The sequence below is a fragment of the Bradyrhizobium hereditatis genome (assembly GCF_020329435.1).
Taxonomy (GTDB): domain Bacteria; phylum Pseudomonadota; class Alphaproteobacteria; order Rhizobiales; family Xanthobacteraceae; genus Bradyrhizobium; species Bradyrhizobium hereditatis.
In genome coordinates, this window is the sequence record NZ_JAGKJK010000005.1 from 1 (window position 1) to 16,067 (window position 16,067).

General features: G+C 62.1%; 18 protein-coding genes. 6 read left to right on the forward strand and 12 right to left on the reverse strand.

Going from position 1 to position 16,067, the window contains the following annotated elements; all coding sequences use genetic code 11:
• Together J6524_RS12715 and J6524_RS12720 are read right to left on the reverse strand one after the other, a co-directional pair.
• On the reverse strand, nucleotides 1-223 hold a 223-nt coding region (locus J6524_RS12715), incomplete at its 3' end, for a transposase (protein WP_512699565.1).
• A 346-nt stretch (nucleotides 224-569) separates the two neighbouring features.
• Nucleotides 570-1,358 carry a Crp/Fnr family transcriptional regulator gene (locus J6524_RS12720; RefSeq protein WP_376712016.1) on the reverse strand — a complete coding sequence of 263 codons (789 nt, stop codon included), beginning with the start codon at nucleotides 1,356-1,358 and terminating at the stop codon, nucleotides 570-572.
• A 264-nt stretch (nucleotides 1,359-1,622) separates the two neighbouring features.
• On the opposite strand from J6524_RS12720, the gene J6524_RS12725 reads away from it, so the two are divergent.
• Together J6524_RS12725 and J6524_RS12730 are read left to right on the forward strand one after the other, a co-directional pair.
• Nucleotides 1,623-2,201 (forward strand): YdeI/OmpD-associated family protein, encoded by a 579-nt coding sequence (locus J6524_RS12725; RefSeq protein WP_225670949.1) that lies wholly within the window; start codon nucleotides 1,623-1,625, stop codon nucleotides 2,199-2,201.
• A 467-nt stretch (nucleotides 2,202-2,668) separates the two neighbouring features.
• Nucleotides 2,669-3,160 (forward strand): peptidoglycan-binding domain-containing protein, encoded by a 492-nt coding sequence (locus J6524_RS12730; RefSeq protein ID WP_225670951.1) that lies wholly within the window; start codon nucleotides 2,669-2,671, stop codon nucleotides 3,158-3,160.
• A gap of 317 nt (nucleotides 3,161-3,477) precedes the next feature.
• On the opposite strand, the gene J6524_RS12735 is transcribed toward J6524_RS12730, so the two are convergent.
• Nucleotides 3,478-3,993 (reverse strand): GFA family protein, encoded by a 516-nt coding sequence (locus J6524_RS12735; RefSeq protein ID WP_225670953.1) that lies wholly within the window; start codon nucleotides 3,991-3,993, stop codon nucleotides 3,478-3,480.
• A 257-nt stretch (nucleotides 3,994-4,250) separates the two neighbouring features.
• Nucleotides 4,251-5,375: an alkene reductase gene (locus J6524_RS12740; protein WP_225670955.1), complete on the reverse strand. Its 1,125-nt coding sequence runs from the start codon at nucleotides 5,373-5,375 to the stop codon at nucleotides 4,251-4,253.
• A gap of 106 nt (nucleotides 5,376-5,481) precedes the next feature.
• On the opposite strand from J6524_RS12740, the gene J6524_RS12745 reads away from it, so the two are divergent.
• Nucleotides 5,482-5,865: a winged helix-turn-helix domain-containing protein gene (locus J6524_RS12745; protein WP_225670956.1), complete on the forward strand. Its 384-nt coding sequence runs from the start codon at nucleotides 5,482-5,484 to the stop codon at nucleotides 5,863-5,865.
• A gap of 64 nt (nucleotides 5,866-5,929) precedes the next feature.
• On the opposite strand, the gene J6524_RS12750 is transcribed toward J6524_RS12745, so the two are convergent.
• Nucleotides 5,930-7,426 (reverse strand): aldehyde dehydrogenase family protein, encoded by a 1,497-nt coding sequence (locus J6524_RS12750; protein ID WP_225670958.1) that lies wholly within the window; start codon nucleotides 7,424-7,426, stop codon nucleotides 5,930-5,932.
• A 196-nt stretch (nucleotides 7,427-7,622) separates the two neighbouring features.
• Here J6524_RS12750 and J6524_RS12755 point away from each other — a divergent pair, with 196 nt between their 5' ends.
• The 3 genes from J6524_RS12755 to J6524_RS12765 all read left to right on the forward strand — a co-directional run bounded on the left by J6524_RS12755 (nucleotide 7,623) and on the right by J6524_RS12765 (nucleotide 10,799).
• The gene (locus J6524_RS12755) at nucleotides 7,623-8,474 is read left to right on the forward strand and encodes an SDR family NAD(P)-dependent oxidoreductase (protein ID WP_225670960.1); all 852 of its coding nucleotides are present in this window, start codon (nucleotides 7,623-7,625) and stop codon (nucleotides 8,472-8,474) included.
• A gap of 359 nt (nucleotides 8,475-8,833) precedes the next feature.
• The gene (locus J6524_RS12760) at nucleotides 8,834-10,147 is read left to right on the forward strand and encodes an acetamidase/formamidase family protein (protein ID WP_225670962.1); all 1,314 of its coding nucleotides are present in this window, start codon (nucleotides 8,834-8,836) and stop codon (nucleotides 10,145-10,147) included.
• Nucleotides 10,041-10,799 carry a twin-arginine translocation signal domain-containing protein gene (locus J6524_RS12765; RefSeq protein WP_225670964.1) on the forward strand — a complete coding sequence of 253 codons (759 nt, stop codon included), beginning with the start codon at nucleotides 10,041-10,043 and terminating at the stop codon, nucleotides 10,797-10,799. Before J6524_RS12760 ends, J6524_RS12765 begins: the two co-directional genes overlap by 107 nt.
• A gap of 332 nt (nucleotides 10,800-11,131) precedes the next feature.
• Here J6524_RS12765 and J6524_RS12770 read toward each other — a convergent pair whose 3' ends face one another.
• The 7 genes from J6524_RS12770 to J6524_RS12800 all read right to left on the reverse strand — a co-directional run bounded on the left by J6524_RS12770 (nucleotide 11,132) and on the right by J6524_RS12800 (nucleotide 15,976).
• Nucleotides 11,132-11,338, reverse strand: coding sequence for a hypothetical protein (locus J6524_RS12770; RefSeq protein WP_225670966.1), 207 nt, complete (start codon nucleotides 11,336-11,338; stop codon nucleotides 11,132-11,134).
• Between the two features lie 91 nt (nucleotides 11,339-11,429).
• Nucleotides 11,430-12,629: a hypothetical protein gene (locus tag J6524_RS12775; protein WP_225670968.1), complete on the reverse strand. Its 1,200-nt coding sequence runs from the start codon at nucleotides 12,627-12,629 to the stop codon at nucleotides 11,430-11,432.
• On the reverse strand, nucleotides 12,626-13,675 hold the full coding sequence (locus J6524_RS12780) for a hypothetical protein (protein WP_225670970.1): 1,050 nt from the start codon (nucleotides 13,673-13,675) through the stop codon (nucleotides 12,626-12,628). Before J6524_RS12780 ends, J6524_RS12775 begins: the two co-directional genes overlap by 4 nt.
• 215 nt (nucleotides 13,676-13,890) lie before the next feature.
• On the reverse strand, nucleotides 13,891-14,166 hold the full coding sequence (locus J6524_RS12785) for a YiaA/YiaB family inner membrane protein (RefSeq protein WP_225670972.1): 276 nt from the start codon (nucleotides 14,164-14,166) through the stop codon (nucleotides 13,891-13,893).
• 268 nt (nucleotides 14,167-14,434) lie between these two features.
• Nucleotides 14,435-14,833 carry a hypothetical protein gene (locus J6524_RS12790; RefSeq protein ID WP_225670974.1) on the reverse strand — a complete coding sequence of 133 codons (399 nt, stop codon included), beginning with the start codon at nucleotides 14,831-14,833 and terminating at the stop codon, nucleotides 14,435-14,437.
• A gap of 129 nt (nucleotides 14,834-14,962) precedes the next feature.
• Nucleotides 14,963-15,238, reverse strand: coding sequence for a YiaA/YiaB family inner membrane protein (locus J6524_RS12795; protein ID WP_225670975.1), 276 nt, complete (start codon nucleotides 15,236-15,238; stop codon nucleotides 14,963-14,965).
• 42 nt (nucleotides 15,239-15,280) lie between these two features.
• Nucleotides 15,281-15,976 (reverse strand): PspA/IM30 family protein, encoded by a 696-nt coding sequence (locus tag J6524_RS12800; RefSeq protein ID WP_225670977.1) that lies wholly within the window; start codon nucleotides 15,974-15,976, stop codon nucleotides 15,281-15,283.
• Between the last annotated feature and the right edge of the window lie 91 nt (nucleotides 15,977-16,067).

Consider the following 16,067-nt stretch of genomic DNA (forward strand, 5'->3'; position numbering starts at 1 on the left):
TAAGATAGCCGTAGATGTAGAGCTTGAGCATAGTGCGGGGGTGATAGCTGGGGCGGCCAGTGTCGAGTGGCTGAACACCGATGAACCCCAGCTTGTCGAGATCAAGACTGTCGACGAACACGTCGACCGCTCGCACCGGATTATCCTTGGTCACATAGTCATCGAGCGACGCCGGAAACAGGGTGCTCTGCCCGCGATCTAACCCTTCAACAAAGCGTTTCATCGGATGCCCCGCAAATCGCAGGGAATCTTATCGCGCGAATCACAGCAAACAGAGCGTTTTCACACAGCCTGGGCCACAAGCGGACTCAGGCACTGCAGCAAGACGCTCTTGTTTCGGCTTCGCTTTAGAGGCGATGGCCGCAGGCAGCGTGCAATGATCGGTACTTCAAGCCCTGCCAAGCGAAGGACGAGCGGGAGGAACTGTTGCCAATCTGCTCACCAATCTGGCGCTCGATCCATTTGGAAAGATCCCCGAATTCGAGTTCTGCGCCGTGCGCGCGAAGCCAGTGGGAATTAGGACGGCGGCGGAGCAGGCGACGGCCGGGATCAATTTCCTCGGACCGCTGTCAGTTGGCGGAAGGCGTCTGCGGCGCGATCTTGTTCTGCGCGATGATGGCTTCGGCCCGCGCGAGATTTTCCAGCAGGCGCTGGCTGGTCAAGACAAGGAAGTAATAGCCGAACTGCGGGTTTTGGAAGTAGATCTCGAGCAGCTTTTCATAGCTGATAGTCAGGACGCGGCCATCCTCGATACATTCGATCGTCGCGGTCCGGCGGTTGCCGAGCGTGAGGAAACCAAGCTCGCCCATCAAACGCCCCGGCGGAAGTTCGACGTTGATTTCGATGACCCGGAATTTGCCGGTAACGGTCAGCAGCATTTCGTTGGCTGCGTCACCCTTCTTCATCAAGATATCGCCCTTGCGATACTTGCGGTCGGTCATGAACGGCTTGAGCCACTCCATCGATATGTCGCCCTGTGTTGCGGTGCGCGCCTTCTTCACCAGCGCGAGCATTTGACGGAGACGGTAGGCATTGATGGGAATCATCAGGAGATAAAGAAGAAAGATCGTGACGGCTCCGGTGAGCGCACCGAAGATGGCGAAGAATGCGCAACCGATCATGTTCGCGACCCGCAGCGGCACCATCGTATGCGTCAGCAATGTAGCGACAAAGAAGATCGCGCCGACCAGGGCGAACATATTGGCAAGCGTGATGTTGTGCAGAAAGATTTCCAGCAGGCGGTTGAAGAGGGCGTCCCAGGTCACGTTGTTCGGATCGAGACCCATTTGGATCAGAATCTTCGCGAACCTGAGATTGTCGGTTGCTGCATCGAGAATGCGGTCCAGCATGATGGACATATCTCCTTTGGAGCCGGTGAGGCCAGCTTACCGGAAGTGACTTTATCACAGCGCAGCAAACTTGGCCGCCCGACTTCCGAGATGGGTCAAAGCGGCCGCGAGGATGTACGCGGACCGATGTCCGCTCTACTGCTGACGAACGACATGGTGAAGATCTGAGCCGTCTTCGGCTAATGGCCTACAACAGACCTCAGCCAAGAGTGCTTGCCACTGGGCTTGTTGTCCGCAGATGGAGGCTTTGCTGCCAACGTGGTAGAGTTGTCTATGGTTCGCAAAAAGCAGCAAGCTCCGTTGGCATTTAAGAACGCATCCAAACTTGGTGACTGGCTTGAGAAGCACCATGGCACTGCGACCGAACTCTGGGTGCGGATCTTCAAATCAGACACGGGCGTGCCGTCGGTGACGTGGAACGATTGCGTTATTGAGTCCATCCGCGTCGGTTGGATCGATGGCCAGATGAAACCTCTTGACGACATGTCGTACTTGCAACGACTTACCCCGAGGAAGGTGAATTCCAATTGGTCGGCAAAGAACTGCCGTCATGCAACAACCCTGATCGCTGAAGGGCGGATGCTTCCCGCTGGATCGGCTCAGGTCGAAGCGGCCAAGTCGGATGGACGATGGGACACCGCATACGCGGGCTCAGCGGACATGACTGTCCCGCAAGACTTTCTCGACGCCTTGGTGGACATGCCCGCGGCGAAAGCTTTCTTCGCGACGCTCGATCGCAGAAATCTCTATTCAATCTACTATCGCCTTCATACAGCAAAGAAGCCCGAGACGCGCGCTAGACGGATCGAGCAAATTGTTGCGAAACTGGATCGTGGCGAGAAGTTTCACTGACCCATGCGGCCTCTCGGAGTCAGTAAGCCATAGCGGGCAGATGATCGGCTGCACTGTGCCGCTTGTGACGCAAAACCGGCCGTCGCTCCACCATTTCGATCCGGCATCACCCTGGTCCGCAATGGATCATTTGCGCCGATTTAACTCGCCTACGGTGACTTCCGGTCTAACCCGGTGAACGGACATCTTCAGAGCCGGTCGGCAGGTCTCAAAGGGGCCAGAAGCTGACCTCGGCGGCGCTGGCTCTAGACCTCTCTAAGCTCAAAGGGCGATACGCCGATCCCATGCCCCCGCGTGCAATGCGGCGTAACAATCGGCGCGAGGCTAGGGAACCGTGTGCCGCGGGCAACAGTTACCCCCGCGACGAAGCGGAGTGGCGCCGTCGGACGTTGATAGTTCAGGACGGCGCGGTGTATCTTTACTTTCTAGACCGAACGATCGGCAGACTTGAGGGCGAAGGAAAGGTCATGCGCGCCTTGATCCTAGCATTGTGTATCCTAGCGATCGTCGACAGCGCGCACTTTGCTAAGGCTGGTCTGAGCAGCACGCCTCGCGAAACGTTGGCACCCGCCGAAACGACAATAGCTACCGACGAAGCGACTCAGGAGACCGAGGAACAGATCGGCCTCACCAAGGCAAAGCGTCGTGGAGTGCAACGTGGGCTAACCAACCTCGGGTTCAAGACCAAGGTCAATGGGAAGTTCGACGAATCGACTCGCGCCGTCATCGCGCGCTGGCAGGAGGAGCACGGCTACCCTACGACTGGCTTCCTCAACGCCGCTCAGCACAGGGTATTAACGGACGCCGCGGCAGAGGCTAGCAAATCTGGCCGTCAAGACCGTCGTCGCGCTGGGACCCGTACTCGCCATTCGCGTGGTGTCGGCGGTCCAATCGGCGCGATCGGCGGCGCGGTGCACGGCGTTGTGGGGGGTGTGGTGGGCGGACTATTCCGCAGGTGACTCGTCCAGCCTCAAGATAGTTGGAAATACGCCTAAGCAGCCTAGCAGTTTGTTGGACGGCTGTGACGACGAACCGCCTAGGGCGAACTCAGGGCATGCGCGTGGCTAGAGGCCGGAGGGTGATGTCGGAGATCGGTCAAGAAACGACAAAGCTCAGGGTGAGCATAATAGGTCCGCTTTCGGGTGCATAGCGTCCGACCCGCTCCTTGGCGGGCCACATTGAGCTGGACTGCCTTGCCGTGATTCAAGCCCCTTATCGCCTCCGTCCAGCTCGCATCCATCCGGCTATGGCTGGCTGCGCGTAGTGGGTCCACGCTCTAGAACATCCCCTCACGATCCGCGCGCTTCTTCTTTTTCGACCGCTGCCAGACCACGCCGGGATATCCCTTCAGCGGCACCAGCGGTTCACCGGTATAAGCCCACTCCTGCAATTCCTCGATCGCGATATGATAGAGCGGCTGCCGCCCGGTGCGGCCGGAAAACAGCGCGCGGGGGATATTGACCATATGCGGCGAGCGCGGGCGCTCATAGGTTACAGGCGTGCCGCAATGCGAGCAGAAGCTGCGCACGGTCTTGGTGGCCTCGTCTTCATACCGCGTGAGGCTATCCTTGCCTCTGATGATACGAAAGCGCTTGCGCCAGCTTCCGACATAGGTCGCGTAGGCCGCGCCATGCGCGCGGCGACTGGCCGGCGAATGATCGTGCCAGGCCCAGCGCGCCGGCACGTCGATCTCGAAGGCGACCTTGCCGCACAGGCATTGGCCGGCGGCGGGCTTGCCGAGAGATACGGCCTTGGTCTTCTTTTTCTCTTCCAGCTCCGGTTCAGGAAACATTTTCGGGTCCTGCTCTCACACTCCGTCATTGCCTGCAACAAACGCGAAGCGTTTGTGCAAGGGAGCAAAGCGACGAAGCAATCCATAGCGCCGCAAGTTGCGATGTGGATTGCTTCCGCCTTCGCCAAGGCTACGGCGGACAAGTCGCTGCGCTCGCAATGACGGAAGCCTTGTAGCCCGGATAAGCGTAGCGACATCCGGGGACGCTGGCGAGACCGGCCCCGGATGTCGCTTCGCTCATCCGGGCTACGATCGCCTCACGCCTGCTCCAGCTCGCCATGCTCCGGATAGTCCGTATATCCCGCCGCATCGCCACCATAGAACGTCGCGCGGTTATATGGCGTCAGCGGGAAGCCGCGCTGCAACCGGCGCGGCAGGTCGGGATTCGAGATGAAGATGCGGCCGAACGCGACCGCGTCCGCATGCCCGTCCCGGATCGCGGCGTCCGCGGTCTCGCCCGTGAATCCGCCGGCTGCGATCAAGACACCCTTCCAGATCGGGCGGAACAGCACCATCGCCGACGGCACGTTCTGATGGTTGACCTCGGCGCGGCCGGCGCCGGAGGAGCGCGGCTCGATGAAATGAAGGTAAGCAAGGCCGAGCGGGTTGAGCTGCTCAACGGCGTAGGTGTAGAGCGGCATCGGGTCGGGCTCGCCGCTGCCATTGGCGACGCCATAGGGCGACAGCCGCACGCCGACGCGATCGGCGCCCCAGACCTCGACGACGGCCTTCGTCACTTCCAACAGGAAACGCACGCGGTTCGGAATTGAGCCGCCGTATTGATCGGTGCGCAAATTGGTGTGCGACTGCAGGAACTGCTCGATCAGATAGCCGTTGGCGCCGTGCACCTCGACCCCGTCGAACCCGGCGGCAAGCGCGTTCTTCGCGGCCTGCCTGTAAGCATCAATAACACCAGGAATTTCCGACGTCTCGAGCGCACGCGGCGTCTCGTAAGGCACCGCCTTTCCGTCTGCCGTCCCCGTCTTCAAATCCGCGATCGGCACCGCCGATGGCGCAACCGGCAATACGCCGCCCGGCTGAAACGACGAATGCGAGACGCGCCCGACATGCCAGAGCTGCAGGAAGATGACGCCGCCCTTGGCATGGACCGCATCCACCACCTTGCGCCAGCCCTCGATCTGCTCATCAGTATAGATGCCGGGCACACCAGGGCTGCCGAATGCCGTTTCCGTCACCGGCGATGCCTCGGCGATCAGCAATCCGCCCGGCGTTGCCCGCTGCGCATAATATTCCGCGTTGAGCGGCCGCGGCGCCAGCGAGGGTTTTGCCGCCCGCATCCGCGTCAACGGCGCCAGCGCGAGACGATGCGTGAGCTGGTATGGACCGATCTTGAGCGGCGAAAACAACGATGGATACTTCATGCCTATTTCGAAACCCCGTGTTGATACGGATATGTAACCGCTTCAGCTTGTTCGTAAAAGATGCGGGACGCAACGTGTAGCCTCGACGCGAGGGAGCACATCTTCCATGCAAAAACCGAACGGCAAGACGCTTCCTTCGCTCAGCGTTCGCATCGACATCGACGCCGCGGGGCGGATCGGACCGGGCAAAATCCAGTTGCTCGAGACGATCCATCGAAGCGGCTCGATCTCGGCCGCCGGCCGCGCCATGGACATGTCCTACAAGCGGGCATGGGATCTGGTCGACGACATCAACCGCGTCTGCCGCCAAGCCGCCGTGGAGCGGCAGACTGGCGGCAAGAATGGCGGCGGCGCGGTGCTGACGCCGTTCGGCCTCTCGCTGGTTGCGCGCTATCGCAAGATCGAACGCGATGCTGCCAGCGCCGCGCGCAAGGAGCTCGAGGCGCTGCACAAAGAGATCGGGCGGCCGAAGAAAGCCGCCAGCCGTTAGGCCCGCAAGCACAAGACAACGGCGGCCGAAGCCGCCGCCATCGCATCGATCGATCTGACGGTTCTCAGGCCGTCTTGATCCAGACCGCCTTGACGTTGAGATATTCCTCGACGTGCTGCTTGCCGGACTCGCGGCCATAGCCGCTCATCTTGTAGCCGCCGAACGGCACGGCAGGGTCCATCGCCTGGTAGCAGTTGACCCAGACCGAGCCGGCGCGCAGCGCCTTTGCGACCTGGTGCGCCTTGCTGACGTTGGTGGTCCAGACGCCGCTGCCAAGGCCGAACGTGGTGGCGTTGGCGCGCTTGACCAGCTCGTCGGTATCTTCAAAGGAGATCGCCGAGATCACCGGACCGAAGATTTCCTCCTGCGCGATGCGCATATTGTCCTGCACATTGGCGAACACCGTCGGCTGCACGAAATAACCCTTCGCCAGCGCGCCCTCGGTCAGGCGGCCGCCGCCGACCACCGCCCTGGCGCCTTCCTTCTGGCCGATGTCGAGATAGCCGGTGACGCGCTCAAGCTGGTCCTTCGACACCAGCGGCCCGATCTGCGTATTCGGATCAATCCCGTTACCGACTTGCAGCTTCTTGCCGAATTCGGCGACGCGGCCGACGAACTCGTCATAGACCTTCTGCTCGACGAACAGCCGCGTGCCGGCGCTGCAGATCTGCCCGGAATTGGCGAACACCGCCATCGCAGCGCCTGGTACCGCCGCATCGAGATCGGCATCGGCGAACACGATGTCGGGCGACTTGCCGCCAAGCTCGAGCGACACGCGCTTGAGGTTGCCGGCGGAGGCGCGGATGATCGATTGTCCCGTAATGTGCGAGCCGGTGAAGGCGACCTTGTCGACATCAGGATGCGACGCCAGCGCCGCGCCGGCGGTCTCACCATAACCGGGCACGACGTTGACGACGCCGGGCGGAACACCGGCCTCCATGCAGAGTTCGGCGAGCCGCAGCGAGGTCAGCGGCGCTTCCTCGGCAGGCTTCAGCACCACGGTACAGCCGGTGGCAATCGCCGGCCCGATCTTCCAGACTGTCGCAGCGAGTGGCCCGTTCCAGGGGATGATCGCCCCGACCACGCCGACCGGCTCCTTGAGCGTATAGGAGAAAATTTCGCCAGGCAGCGAATTCTCGATGGTTTCGCCGTGCAGCGCCGTCGCCTGCCCGGCGTAATAGCGGAGCATGCCGAGCACGCGCAGCCTGTTGCCGCGGGTACGGCTGATCGGCGCGCCCATATCAAGCGTGTCGAGTTGCGACAGCTCCTCGAAATTCTTCTCGACGAGATCGGCAAGCTTCAAGAGCAGGCCTTGCCGCTCATATGGCTTGACCTTGCTCCATGGCCCTTCGAATGCACGGCGGGCCGCGGCCACGGCGCGGTTGATGTCCTCCGCATCGCCCTCGGCAACGGTTGCCAACAGCTCGCCGGTCGCCGGGTTATGCGTCTCGAACCGCTTGCCGGAGGCGGCGTCGATCCACTGGCCGTCGATCAGCATTTTCTTGTAGGAGCCATCCGCATAGGGATGGCGTGTGATCGGAATCGCCTGGGTGACAGCCATGTTTGCACTCCCTTGAAGTTAGTTGGAATTCCGGAACGTTATATTTTGTTATCTATAACGTTGACATGAAATCGTAGCGCGGCCGAACGACGGGAGAAAGCGGCCGGGGCGAAGACCTCCCATGCCCGTTCGATCATGGTAGTCTAGGAGGTATAGCCTTGCGAATACACGCCTCATATCTGTCCGGAGAATGACGATGCCCCATCCCGCGATGTCGCCTAATCATGTTGCCGTGATCACTGGAGGCGCTTCCGGCATCGGGCTCGCTGCCGCGATGCGTTTCGCGGGTCTCGGCATGAGAGTCTGCATCGCCGATTTGGGCGCCGAGCGGCTCGCCGAGGCTGCCGCCAAACTGGCATCGGTCGCGAAGGGCGGCGCGGCCGATATCATGACCGCATCCGTTGACGTCAGCCGCTTCGATGACGTCGCGGGCCTCGAAACCGCGGTGCAAAAGCGGTTCGGTGGCACCGACATTCTGATGAACAATGCCGGTATCGGCCCCGATAGCAACAGCTTTGGCCCGCTGGAAAACTGGCAGCGCATTCTCGCAGTGAACCTGTGGGGCGTAATTCACGGCACGCAGGCCTTTGTGCCTCACATGGTCGAGCGCGGACGCCCCGGCCTCGTGATCAACACCGGCTCCAAACAGGGCATCACGACGCCACCAGGCAATCCCGCCTATAACGTCTCAAAGGCCGGCGTGAAAGCGCAGACCGAGGCGCTGCAACACGAATTGCGGAACTTGCCGGGATGCCAGATCAATGCGCATCTGATGATCCCCGGCCATGTCTTCACCGCACTGACCGCGCGCGGCCGCACCGAAAAGCCGCCGGGCGCCTGGACGCCGGAGCAAACCGTCGACTTCATGATCGCGCGGATCGAGGCCGGTGATTTCTACATTCTCTGCCCTGATAACGACGTGCCGCGGCAGCTCGACGAGCGGCGCATGCTGTGGGCGATCGGCGACATCGTCGAGAACCGTCCCGCGCTGTCGCGCTGGCATCCGGATTATGCGGAGGCGTTCGGGAGGTTTGTGAAGGGAGAATAGCTAGGGCGTGGACACAAATCGAGGTTTGTGAGCTCGGATCGACCCATGTCCGCTGTTCGGCGAACTGCAGACTCAAATCGGACGCTGCCTCAAGTCCGAAAAGGGGCCCAGAAGCGGACGTCGCTATGAGTTGGCGCCCGTGGCTTCATGCGTTCACACTCGACCAGAGGCGCCGGGCGCGCCCCATGAGGACGAGGAAATGCTGGACCGACAAGAACGCCATGGCGGTAAGAGGCCGTTGTTTTTCCGCACTTTCGACCCATGGTGGTTGGCACTTACCCCAAAGGGGAGTAGCTTTGCCGAACGGTCGTCAGGACGAGATCTTGATCTCCTCATCGTGCCGCCGGGCGCCCAAGGCGTTGCCGATCGTCGTCCCGACCAGGGTCACGATTCTGCTGAGGGAGGAGCGAATGATGCAATCCGGACAATTCTGGATCATCACTGCGGCCGCGACATTGCTGCTCAGCGCAACCGCAGCGCATGCGGATACGACGTCCGTTAAGGCGTGGCAGGTTGTGCGCGTCGCGAAGACCGGCGCGCACTGCGTCGACGACAAGAACTGCATGAACCGCATGCACCCGGCCATCAAGCCGGTGAGTCGCGCCAACCCGGGTCAGCATATCGTCTTTGAGACGCGTGACGCCTTCGACTCCGACTTCAACCTCGGCTCCAAGCCCGAGGATGTGTTGGCGGCCGATCTCAATCTCGTCCATCCGCTGACCGGCCCGGTCTTCATCGAGGGTGCCCAGCGCGGCGACGTACTGGCGGTGACACTCCTCGACGTACAGCCGGACGACTACGGTTACACCGTGATCGTCCCGGGCTTCGGTTTCCTGCGCGATCGCTTCACCAAGCCGTTCATCGCCAATTGGAAACTCAACCGCAAGGAGGCGGTCTCCGACCAGATCCCAGGCGTCGTCATCCCCTTTAACGGATTTATGGGCACGGTCGGGGTGCTGCCGGGCCAGCCCGAGGTGGCCACGATCCTCACGCGCGAGGCGGCGCTGCAGAGCGCGGGCGGCGTCGTCCTGACTCCGCAGCCGCTCGGTGCGCTGCCGAGCGATGTCTGCGGTCAGAACGGAAGCAGCAAGAATGAGTGCCTGCGCACCATTCCGCCGCGCGAGAACGGTGGCAACATGGACATCAAGCAGATGGTGGTGGGCACGACGCTGCTGCTGCCCTGCTTCGTGGACGGGTGCGGGTTGTTCGTCGGCGACGTCCATTTCGCGCAAGGCGATGGCGAGGTCTCCGGCACGGCAATCGAGATGGGGGCGACGGTCACGCTGGTCACCGAGATCCGCAAGGCGCAAGCCGCGAAGGTCAAAGTCCCGCACTTCGAAGGCGGCGATCAGCTCATCCGGTTGGCGCCGACCGAGTTCTACGCCACCACCGGCTTCCCGCTGAAAGCCAAGGGACAGATCCCGCCTTACCATACCTACCTCGACAGCCAGAAAATCGGCCCGCTCGAGAACCTCTCGGAGGATCTGATGCTGGCGGCGCGCAACGCCCTGATCGAGCTGATCGACTGGATGGTTGGCGAGAAGGGCCTCACGCCGGAGCAGGCATATGTCGTGGCGAGCGTGGCCGCCGACCTGCGTATCGGCAACGTCGTCGACGTGCCGAACTACGCAGTCTCGGCCATCCTGCCGACCACCATATTCCGCGAGAAGTAGCGTGTGGCATGAGACCGAAGATTCTGAGGTTGGCGGGAGGCCGAGCCGCCGGGAATTCCTCCGAACCGCGGGAGCCGGCGCCGCAGCCATGTTCCTTTGTGGCCACGCACCCTATGGCCAGTGGGGTGTCTACCGCCGGCGCCACCTGCTCATCCTGACTTCCCGCGCCGATCCTCCCTCGTTCGAGCTCGGCAAGCGGGTAGCTGAGGTCCTCGCGGATCGCTTGCCGAGCAGCAAGGCTCAGGTGAGCAGGGCGCCGCACAAGGAGCGCATCGCCAGCCTGATCAGCTCGCAGCAGTTGGACGTCGCGCTGATGCGGCGCGACGATGCGGCAGCCCTTCGACAAGGGAGGCCCCCCTTCGCCGAGCACGGACCAGTCAAGCTGTTCACTGTCGTCGGCATCGGAGAGTATTTGTTCGTCTGCCGCGACGACTTTGCAGCACGCCATGCCTGGTTGATCGCCGAAGCGTTGGATAAGAGCCGCAGCGCCCTTCCCGAATTGCTGCTGCCGAGCGGTTCGTCCTCCGAGCCGCCCGACTCGCGCATCCCGCTGCATCCTGGCGCTCTAGGTTATTTCATGGGCGCGCCCATGCCGGGCCTCGAGCCACATGCCCATGAAGATCACACCCACGAGGTTGATGTCCCGCAATGAGCCACGGCCCTAAGCTGGAGGCCGCCACAGACCTCTGCTTCTTCATCAATTGCGAGCCGCGTCGCGCCCTCGCAGCACTTCAGAAAAGGGTCAAATCGCGTGGTTTCATATATCTGCAGCATGTTCTCTATTCGGTCCATCTCGGACCTGCAATTCGGCCTGGCGAACACCGAGCCCCAGGGCGACAGGGTGCAAAGATGTCTAAATTCGTAGGCTAGGCAAAGCGAAGCGTGCCCCACCATCGCTAACGCAGCGTCAGTGTACCTGGCAATAGATGGTGGGCACGTCGCTACGCTCCTTTGCCCACCCTACACGCAACAATACAGTCACCCCTACAGCGTCACCTGCTTGTCGCCGCATTGCTTGCAGACGTATTTGACACGCGTAGCGCCCTTCTCGGCCTGGACGCGGTTCGGCGCGCCGCATTTGCCGCAGACCGCTTCGATTCTAGTCTGTCCTTGTTTTATGACGATCGCTTTCTTTTCCATCGTCTCGCGGATCAGCCGCTCGGCCTCCTCGCGCATTGCTTGCTTTGACATCGGCCTGCCCTGCAATAACCCGCTGCGGCGGGGTGTTATCACAGCCACAGCACATTTCGTAGGTCGGTCGTGAAAATCGCACGACTAAGTGTCACGTCGTCTCCGGCGTGAGCGCGAGCAGCCGGCGCACCAGGGCAAGCGCGGTTTCCGTGGCCGGATCGGCCGAAATCACGGGAACCGCGAGCGCGATGACGTCGATCGGGTCATGTGAGAGGACAACGAGATGGGTCGCGCTGTTGGCCTTCATCAACGATACGACGCGCTCGACGGCGGGATCGGATGCGGCGAGGGCCCACGGCGCGTCGGGGCGGCGCAGCACCCGCCGGGTCGACAGGAAGTCGCGCAGCAGCGCGGGATCGTAAGCCAAAAGCTCGCTTTCGCGATAGCGCCGGGCGCTCTCGAAGATTGGATGACGCGCCAGTTCCGCGATCAGCGCATCGCGCGTTTGGGCCGGCGATGCCGCGACGGAATTGAGAATGCCGGGCACCTGCGATTCGAAGTGGGCGCGCAGCGCGTCCACCATCAGTCCGATGGTGAGAACGCCTGCGATTGCAATGGCGCAGAATCGCACGACCTGCGCTGCGTCGACATCTGGCGCAACGAACGCCGCGGCGGCACCGAGCAACGCCGAACTTGCGACGCGCAACACGGTCAGCAGCAGCGCCTGACGCTGCGTCTCTGCGCCGCGTTCCGCGATTAGGATCGCGGTAACCACGAGCAGTGCCCCCAATGCCCCGAGCCTGACCGGGATATTCGGTATCAGCACCCTGAAATCGGTGAGGACGAAAGGAATGACGAGAATGGCGCCGACGGCGAGGCGGCCGATGCTGCGATTCTCCGATGCCATCAGCGTGGCCGGGTCGCGCGTTGCCAATAGCCAGGCGCAGATGGCAAAGCCGGCGAGCTGGAACAAAGCAAGCAGGACGGCAGTGGGCGTCACCAGCGGCTCAAACCCAAGCGCCCCTGCGAGGCCGATCACGATGCCGCCGGCCAGAATGGCGATCTTCGCGGCGCGCGGGGCATGGCGCCGCAGGATGCCCTCGGTGACGATCAAGGCGCCGAGCGGGACCAGCGCCGCTGGAATCGCCGACAGATTGTTGAGCAGCACGCTACCGCTCCACCACGCCGTGCCGCGCACCAGAAACAGCGATGCGATGATGCCAAGCGCGATCAGGAGGCGCCGGGTCAGCGGCCCCTTGGGATCACGCCGGTGCAGCGTGAGCATAGTGACGGCGAGCCCGATCGCGCCGCAAAGATTGACGATGGAATCGGCGATCATGCCCGGCGTCATTTGCCACTTCCGTTTCCGGGTATCCGCGGCCGCAAGCTGTCGAACGGCCGCGTATCGTCCAACCAATAAATCACGGGCAGGATCAGCCGCTGCAACGCCAGCACGGCGGAGGCAGCGAACAGTGCCGGCAGAGATCCTGCCGGCACATCGCGTTGGATGTAGCGCCGGGCGCCGGCAAGATCGATGCGGCCAAGCTGGAGAACGTCGTCGCCCCTTAAGTAATCGAGCTCACGCGCGCACCAGGCGTTATATTGCTCGTCACGATGTTTTGGCGCGATGTCGAAGGATTTCTTCAAAGCGTCCGACCCGCCGGTATAGGCATTGGTGATGACGAAGCGGTCCTCGTCGAACCCGGCCTCGTCGCCGACGCCGAACACCGCGCGATGTTCGCGCATGATCCCCCGCGCCAGTTGCAGATGCGCAAAGCTGCGGCGCGCCGCGACGTCCGGCGATGGAAACACGTCCGAGAAGGTGTCGCAGACCATGCCGAACACTGCTGGCACCTGCGTTACATTCGAAATCCATTTTGGGCGCAGGCCATCGCGCGCGAACAGCACCAGCGTGGTCAGGCCGTACAGAACCCAGGACAGCCCCTGTCCCTGCACATCAGGGTCGACCATCACGAGACCGAGATGGGTGACCTGCTCCGGCTCACCATCAAGCTCGACCGACATCACCGATAGCGCATTAAAGGCGATCGGCCGCCCCGTCGCCTCCTCCGAGATCAGCGTGACGATGGCGCGCGACAGCCGCTCGCGCTCGCCGGAGAAGATGCCATAGGTGAGATCACCGGCCGGCAGCGTCTTGCCGGCGATGGTGCGCAATTGAGAGACCAGTTCGTCGAGTTCGGCTTGCGAAAGCGATAGCCCCGGACTTTCGACGATCCGCGTCGTCAGACCGGTGTGCGTGCGCAAGGTGAGATCGATGGCAGGCTGTTGAAATGCCTTCAGCCAGAAGGCGGCATAGCTGCCGAGGCGGCCGGCCGCAGAGCGGACCTGCTGCAGGCCATGATGGATTGCTGAATTGCCGCTCCAGAAAGACGCCATGCCACCTGCCCGCACCTGGACGGGATTGGTGCGCCCGGCCCTCTTAACGAGCGATGAGCGCGACATGTTGGGATTGACCGCAGGGTAAACGATATGTTGGTGAGGTCAAACCTGCTGCAGGACAGGCAAACGGCGAATGCCGAAGCATCCGCCGCCCGCCTTCGCCAGCACCGCGTCACAGGTTACGCGGCATTGGAAATCAATCAGCCTTGAAACTAAGCGGCCTTGGTAACTTCCATCAGCAGCCGCTCGGCCTTCGCATCCTCGATACGGTTCACCAGCCGGCTGCTCTCATGCATGTCACGCACGGTCTTGGTCAGCGTGACGCAGGACTGAATCAGCATCACGATGCCCATCGCCAGATAGCCCTTGATCCAGAGATCAACCGGCAGAAAGTAGACGCCGACGGCGACCAGGAAGGCCGAGGCGCCGAACGAAGCGTAGGTGAAGGTAACCCAGGCGTTGCTGTGATGCTGGACATTCTGATTCATGGCGCCATCCTGCTGATATGAATTTCGATGAAAGGCCGTTCGGACGGGGTTGGCGTTTTGCTCCGGGATTCCGCTATCGCGTCCGTCCCAGCTTTCTGCGCCCGCCCCAGTTAATGAGCGATGACTCAAGCATCCTAAGGTTGTCGCACGGTAAACGATACATTGAACGGCAGTATCAAATGATCCATGACAGGAACGATGGCGCCGGGCCGTCGGATACTGGGCTGATCAAGCCTTCCTGCGGCGCCGCTGGCAAGGTGGGCCGTCTTCACGCCCTGGCCGGCTCAAGGCAACGTCGTTGCCCGCCGCTATAGTCATGTGACAACAACGAACATGCCGCCATGACAATGGCGCCGCCGGTGGCCAACGCCATCACGATTGATGGCGGAAACAGACTGCTGAACACAGCGAGGATCTCTGCCGTGGCAGCCGTCGCTCCGACCATCGCGATCAGGTACACGCGCAGAGAGATCGGAAAGGCGCGAACCAGAAATTCATCTGATATCCAGCTGATCGCCGACATCGGCAAGGTGAGGATAGATAGCACCACGGCCACGACGCATGCGAAGTCAAGGTCTCGCGGGCCAGCGGTAGCGACCCATATCATCAACGCCGCGAAGAACACCGTTACCGGAGCCAGCACCAAAAATACGAACGCTCTTTTCATCGAAGTCATCCCTTGCCTGCCGACGTGAAACTGATCCCGGCGACGGACGGCGGGTGCTGAGACACCCGCCGCCCCCTCGCCAGCACCGCGCCACAGGCTACGCGGCCCTTGCAATCAACTGCTTTGAAACTACGCAGCCTTGGAAACTTCCATCAGCAGCCGCTCGGCCTTGGCGTCCTCGATGCGGTTCACCAGCTTGCCGCTCTCGTGCATGTCGCGCACGGTCTTGGTCAGGGTGACGCAGGACTGCACCAGCATCACGATGCCCATTGCGAGATAGCCCTTGATCCAGAGATCTAGCGGCAGGAAGAACACGCCGACGGCGACCATGAAGGCGGAGGAGGCAAAAGAAATATAGGTGAAGGTAACCCAGGCACCGCTGTGAGGTTGGACGTTCTGGTTCATGATAATCTCCTGTTGATATGGGTTGATCGATTGAGTTCAGTTTCAGGCAGCTTGCGTGCGTTTGGCGTTCAGCCGCGCGAGCACGTCGTCAGCGGTTGATTTCAGCCGGGGACCGAAGCCCTGCTCGGCGAGCTTTTCGGCGGTCGCCAGCGGACCGCTGGCGGCATCGAGCTCGACCAAGGCGTCGGCCGCGGCCTGGGCCTCGATCTGCCGCTCACGCAGCCTCTTCAGCGTGTTCTCCGCTTCCGGCAGCGTGGATTCGTACGGACGCGCCGCTTCGATGCCGCCCCGGCGCAGGGCACGAACCGCTTCGGAGGCGCGGGCGATGCGACGGCCGCGATCGAGCTCGGTGATCCGCGCCTCGGCACTGGCGACCTGGCGCTTCATGCGGGCGATCTCGGTTGCAAACAGCGTGCGCGCGGTCATCGCCGCGTCGCGGTCGGCCTCGAGATTGGCGATCGCCTGCGCCGCCTCGCGGGCGAGATCTTCCCGGCCGCCATCGAGCGCCGCGGTGGCGCGGACCTCGAGATCGGCGATGCGGGCATTGGTGGCTTCGAGGCGGCGGCCCTCCTGCTGGTCGCCGGCGATCGCCAACGCCAGCGAGCGCTTTGAACGCTCCACGGCCGCGGCGGCATCGCGCATCTGCTGGTCGAGAATGAGCAGCGCCGCGCGGTCTTCCAGTTCCTCCCCCGCGACGGCCACGCTGCCCCGGAAAAGCGTTAAAACAGTTTTGAACATTTGCAGCTCCCTGTGTTATGAGCTTCGCTCATGGATTGTTTGTAGCAGCAGCGTGAGCATTGCTCAAGAATTATTTTGAGCGTCGCTCAAG